Origin of the sequence: Streptomyces sp. NPDC059477 (assembly GCF_042749375.1) — a bacterium.
In the GTDB taxonomy this organism is placed as follows: Bacteria; Actinomycetota; Actinomycetes; order Streptomycetales; family Streptomycetaceae; genus Streptomyces.
In genome coordinates this window covers 23,023-28,498 of sequence record NZ_JBHYUG010000111.1, presented here as the reverse complement: position 1 = coordinate 28,498, position 5,476 = coordinate 23,023, and the positions used below count along the sequence as shown (strand labels likewise).

3 protein-coding genes are annotated in these 5,476 nt (G+C 71.9%); 2 read left to right on the top strand and 1 reads right to left on the bottom strand.

The window, feature by feature from the left end:
- Nucleotides 1–56: 56 nt before the first annotated feature.
- Nucleotides 57–1,502, bottom strand: a complete 1,446-nt coding sequence (locus ACFXAZ_RS34755) for an aldehyde dehydrogenase family protein (RefSeq protein ID WP_384599466.1) — start codon at nt 1,500–1,502, stop codon at nt 57–59.
- An 83-nt stretch (nt 1,503–1,585) separates the two neighbouring features.
- Between ACFXAZ_RS34755 and ACFXAZ_RS34750 the strand changes: the two genes are divergently transcribed.
- Together ACFXAZ_RS34750 and ACFXAZ_RS34745 are read left to right on the top strand one after the other, a co-directional pair.
- The gene (locus ACFXAZ_RS34750) at nt 1,586–2,668 is read left to right on the top strand and encodes an NAD(P)-dependent alcohol dehydrogenase (protein WP_382692408.1); all 1,083 of its coding nucleotides are present in this window, start codon (nt 1,586–1,588) and stop codon (nt 2,666–2,668) included.
- Nucleotides 2,669–2,906: 238 nt separating this feature from the next.
- Nucleotides 2,907–5,243, top strand: coding sequence for a cytochrome P450 (locus ACFXAZ_RS34745; protein WP_384599464.1), 2,337 nt, complete (start codon nt 2,907–2,909; stop codon nt 5,241–5,243).
- Nucleotides 5,244–5,476: the final 233 nt, after the last annotated feature.

Sequence of the window (5,476 nt, the reverse complement as noted above, 5' to 3'; positions counted from 1 at the left end):
TCCCTCTCGGGCCGGACCGGTGCACGCTTCGGCGGGGATACCCATGGTGTGCGGCCTCAGCCGGCCAGCAGCCGGATCGCCACACCCTTTTCCTGGGTGTACTCGCGCAGGGCCGCGTATCCCCCGCCCCGGCTGAAGCCGCTGTCCTTCTGCATGTTGAAGGGGAAGCCGATGACTCCCGCGTCGTGGAACTGGTTGACCGCCACCTGCCCGGAGCGGACGTCCTTGGCGAGCCGCAGCGCACGCGAGACGTCGTTGGTCCAGATGCAGGCCAGCAGGCCGAAGTCGGTCGCGTTCATCATCGCGGTGGCCTCGGCGGTGTCACGGAAGGACTGCACGGCGAGGACCGGGCCGAAGACCTCCTCGCGGGCGACGCGCATACCCGCGTCCACCTGGTCGTACACGGTCGGCCGGACGAACCACCCGTCGCCGGGGGTGCCCCCGGTGACCAGCCGTGCCCCTTCGCGCGGCGCGTCGGCGAGGAACCCGCTGACCCGGTCGAACTGTGCCGCGCTGACCAGCGGGCCCATGTCCAGGTCGGCTTCCCAGGGTCCGGTCTTGATGTCGGCCATGGCGGCGGCGATCCGCTCCACGACCTCGTCGTGCACGGAGGACTCCACCAGCAGCCGGGACCCGGCGTAGCAGTTCTGCCCGGCGTTCTCGGTGATGGAGGCGACGATCGCCGGGATCGCCGTGTCGAGCGCGGCGTCGGCGAAGAGCACGTTCGGCGACTTGCCGCCGAGTTCCAGCTTCACCGGTACGAGGTTCCGCGCGGCGTTGGCCATGATCGCCCGGCCGGTGTTGGTGGAGCCGACGAAGCTGATGTGGTCGACGCCGGGGTGTGAGGTGAGGGCGACGCCCGCCTCGGGGCCGAGGCCCGCGACGACATTGATCACGCCCGGCGGGAAACCGGCCCGGCGGGCGAGTTCGACGAGGGCGAACGGGGCCAGCGGAGCGATCTCGGAGGGCTTCAGGACGACCGTGTTGCCCGCGGCAAGGGCCGGCGCGAGGTTCGCGGCGGTGAGCACGGACGGGACGTTCCACGGGATGACGATGGCGCACACGCCGTACGGTTCGGGGACCGTGTAGCCCAGGTAGTCGGGGCTGCGGGTGGGCAGGGTGACGCCGGTGAGCTTGTCGGCGGCGCCCGCGAAGTAGTCGATGATGCCGTGTGTGATGTAGATGTTCGTGCGGCCCCCGGACAGGGGCTTGCCCACGTCCTGGGCCTCCACGGCCGCGAGCGCCTCGACCTCGGCGATGATCAGGTCCGCCCAGCGGTGGATCAGCGCCCCTCGTTCGCTCGGGTTGGTCGCCGCCCAGCCGGGGAAGGCGCGGCGGGCCGCGGCGACCGCGTCGTCGACGTCGGCCGCGCCCGCTCGGGCCACCTGGGTGATCACCTGGTGGGTGGCGGGATCGAGGACGTCCAGCGTGCCACCGTCGTGGGCCGCGACCCACTCACCGTCGATGAAGTGCAGAGAAGAAGGAAAGTCAACAGCCACCATGGGGGGAACCTTGACCGCCTTTGTTGCACATGTCAAGATGCGGTCTCACTTTGTGAGGCAACAAGAGGTATCGAGGAGGCCCTGTGCGTGCCACCGCCGCTCTGCTGAAGCAGGCCGGACAACCCTTCGTCCTGACCGAGGTGGACCTGGACGAGCCCCGCCCGGACGAGGTGCTCGTCCGCGTCGCCGCCGTCGGTATCTGCGGCACCGATCTTGAGTTCGCCACCTTCTTCCCCACCCCCGCGCTGCTCGGCCACGAGGGTTCGGGTGTGGTGGAGAAGGTCGGCTCCCAGGTCACGTCCGTCCGCCCGGGCGACCATGTCGCCATGTCCTTCGCGTCGTGCGGCACCTGTGCGCTGTGCCGTACCGGCTCGCCCGCCTACTGCCGCGAATTCGACGCGGTGAACTTCTCCGGCCGCCGGCCCGACGGTTCCACCGCTGTCTCGTACCAGGGGCAGGAGGTCAACGCCCACTTCCTGGGCCAGTCGTCGTTCGCCAGCCATGTGGTCGCGTCGGAGCGGGCCGTCGTACGGATCGATCCGTCGCTCGACCTGCTGCGGGCCGGGCCCTTCGGCTGCGGCTTCCAGACCGGGGCGGGCGGGGTGTTCCATGTGCTCCAGCCGCGTCCCGGCGCGTCCCTCGCGGTCTTCGGGGCGGGGGCGGTCGGGGTGGCCGCCGTCATAGCCGCCGCGCTGAGCGGCTGCAAGGTCGTCGCCGCCGTCGATGTCAACCCGGCCAAGCTGGAGGCGGCGCGCGGCTTCGGCGCCACCCACACCGTCGACTCCTCGAAGGGGGACACCGCCGACCGGCTGGCCGCGATCGTCCCCGAGGGCTTCGACTTCGTGATCGACACGACCGGCCGCGAAGATGTGCTGCGCACCGCGGTGGAGGCGCTCGGGCCGCTCGGGCGGGCCGGTGTCATCGGCGTCGGGGCGAGTGAGTCGATGAGTTTCGAATGGCGCAGCATCCTCAACGGACGCTCGGTCACCGGCATCATCGCCGGGTCGAGTGTGCCGCAGCTGTTCCTGCCGCAGTTGCTCGAACTCAACGCCGAGGGCCGGTTCCCGGTCGAGAAGATGATCACGTACTTCCCCTTCGAGCAGATCGACGAGGCTGTGGCCGCGGTCCGCTCGGGCGCGGTCGGCAAGGCCGTGCTGACCTTCTGACGGTCCCGGGCGTCGTACCAGGCCCGACGGTCCAGGTGGCCGGGTCGCCGAGAGGCGCCGTACCAGGCCCGACGATCCTGCACCGACGATACTGGCCCAGCGATCCTGGGCGTCGTACCAGGATATTGCCTTGGGAGCGACGACACCCTAGGCTGACCTGCGCCGATGAGGCAGCAGGCATCCGGTGGCGCGGCCGGACAACACCGCGCGGAATTCCCAGCACGTGGAGCGTGCCCCCATGTCCGCCGACATCGACACCGCCTTCGGCCATCCCGCCGACCTCGGCTCTCACGCCGACCCCGATCACCAGACCGGCCCCGGTCAGCACACCGACCTCGATCGCCGGACCGACCTCGGTCATCACACCGACCCCGGCCACCCCGTCGATTTCGATCACCACTCCAACGACGCCAACGCCGATCCGGTCGCCTACTACGCGCGCTTTCGCGCGACCTGCCCGGTGGGCCGCTCCGACGCCCACGGCGGCTTCCACTACACGACGCGGTACGCCGACGTGGCCCGTATCGCCCGTGACGACGAGACGTTCTCCTCGGCCCGCAGCGGCCACGGCGGTGAGGGCGTCGGGATCGTCATCCCCAAGGGACCGGGGCTGGAACAGTATCCGATCGAGCTGGACCCACCCCGGGCGACCGAGTACCGGCAGCTGATCAACCCGCTGCTCACCCCGGAGGCGGTCGAGCGCCTGGTGCCCATGATCGAGCGGCATGCCGCCCGGATCGTCGACGACTTCATCGAGCTGGGCTCCTGCGACTTCGTCCGCGACCTCACCAACCCACTGCCCGCCGCGGTCACCCTGGACTGGCTCGGTTTCCCCGAGGAGGACTGGGCGAAGCTGGCCGGGCCGATCCACGACATCTTCGCCGCGCCGGCCGGCAGCGACCGCGCCGCGCGCGGGGCCGCCGGACTGGCCTACATGGACCAGCGCATCCGGGAGCTGATCACCGAGCGCCGCACCGCGCCCCGCGCCGACGCGATCAGCGCGCTGGTGGCCGGTGGCCGCCCCGACGGTGAGCCGTTCGGCGACGACGAACTGGTGTCGGTGATCGGCCTGCTCATCGCGGGCGGCGTCGACACCACCACCTCGCTGACCGGATCGACGCTCGTGCATCTCGCGCGCCACCCCGAGCAGCGGCGGCGGCTCGTCGAGTCCCCGGATCTACTGGACACCGCGACGGAGGAATTCCTGCGCGCGTTCGCCCCGTCGCAGTCGATGGCGCGGACCGTCACGCAGGACGTCGAGGTGGGTGGCTGTCCGATGCGGGCGGGCGACCGGGTGCTGATCCCCTGGGTCGCCGCCAACCACGACCCCGCCGTGTTCCCCGACCCCGAGGAGGTACGCCTGGACCGTGACACCACCCGGCACCTCAGCTTCGGGATCGGATCGCACCGGTGTGCCGGGGCACATCTCGCGCGGGCCATGTTCCGCGCGATGATGACGCAGATCCTGACCCGGCTGCCCGACTACCGGGTCATCGAGGAGGGGCTCGTCCCCTATGACACGCGCGGCAACCAGTCGGGCTGGGACGCGATCCCCGCGCTCTTCCCGCCCGCGTCCCGCGCGGACGGGGCGGCCGTCCAGCGGGTCCGCGCGCTGACCACCCCCACCCCGCTGCGGGTGACCGGCGTGCGCGTGGCGGCCGACGATGTCGTCGCCGTCGACCTCGGCCTGCCCGACGGGAGTGACCTCCCGGCCTGGCGGCCCGGCGCGCACATCGAACTGCGGCTGCCCTCGGGCCGGCTGCGGCAGTACTCGCTCTGCGGCGATCCCGCCGACCCCACGACCTGGCGGATCGGCGTCCTGCGGGAGCCCGGGGGGCGGGGCGGCTCGGTCGAGCTGCACGACCTCGCCCGCCCCGGGGCCACGTTCACCGTGCGCGGGCCGCGCAACCACTTCCCGCTCGTCCCGGCCCCGTCCTATCTGTTCCTCGCGGGCGGCATCGGGGTCACCCCGATCCTCGCCGGGGTCCGCGAGGCCGCCGCCCAGGGCACGCCCTTCACCGTCGTGTACGGGGGACGCACCCGCTCCACGATGGCGTTCGCCGACGAGCTGGCCGCCGTAGCGGGCGACGCGCTCACCCTGCTCCCCCAGGACGAGGCCGGGTTGCCGGACCTGCCCCGGCTGCTGGGCGGGCTGGCGGCGGACACGGCGGTCTACGCGTGCGGTCCGGCGCCGATGCTGGCGGCCGTCGAGCGCGAGTGCGCCCGTCTGGACCTGGCGGACCGGCTGCACCTGGAGCGCTTCGCCGCCGGGGACGAGCTGGAGACGGCGTTCGCCGCCGAGGCGAACCAGCCCTTCACGGTTCAGCTCGCGCGCACCGGAGCCACCCTCGCCGTGCCGGCCGACCGTCGGCTCATCGAGGTCCTGCGCGACGCCGTCGACGGCCTGTCCTACGACTGTGAGAAGGGGTACTGCGGCGCCTGCGAGACCCGGGTGCTCGCCGGGACCCCGGAACACCGGGACTCCGTGCTCAGCGAGGAGGAACGCGAGGCCGGCCGCACGATGATGATCTGCGTCGGCCGTTGCCGGGGCGACCGCCTCGTGCTCGACCTCTGAACACCTGAATCCCTGACCGGGCGCCCGCCGCGCGGGTCCGACACGGCGTCACCCGAGCCGTGTCGAACCCGCGCGGCGGCTTCGGCATGTGCAGCGCCGACTCCATCGCGTCCCAAGCTTCCGAACCCGCACGCCCGCATGCCCACAAGCCCGCACGCCCGCACCCCTGACGCCCCCACGCCCGCACGCCCTCAAGGCGCCTCATCGCGAGATGCCATGTCGACATACAATAC

What these genes read in the sequence shown, in the direction of transcription:
- ACFXAZ_RS34755 (WP_384599466.1), bottom strand. Translation starts at nt 1,502, where the DNA reads ATGGTGGCTGTTGACTTTCCTTCTTCTCTGCACTTCATCGACGGTGAG.
- ACFXAZ_RS34745 (WP_384599464.1), top strand. Translation starts at nt 2,907, where the DNA reads ATGTCCGCCGACATCGACACCGCCTTCGGCCATCCCGCCGACCTCGGC.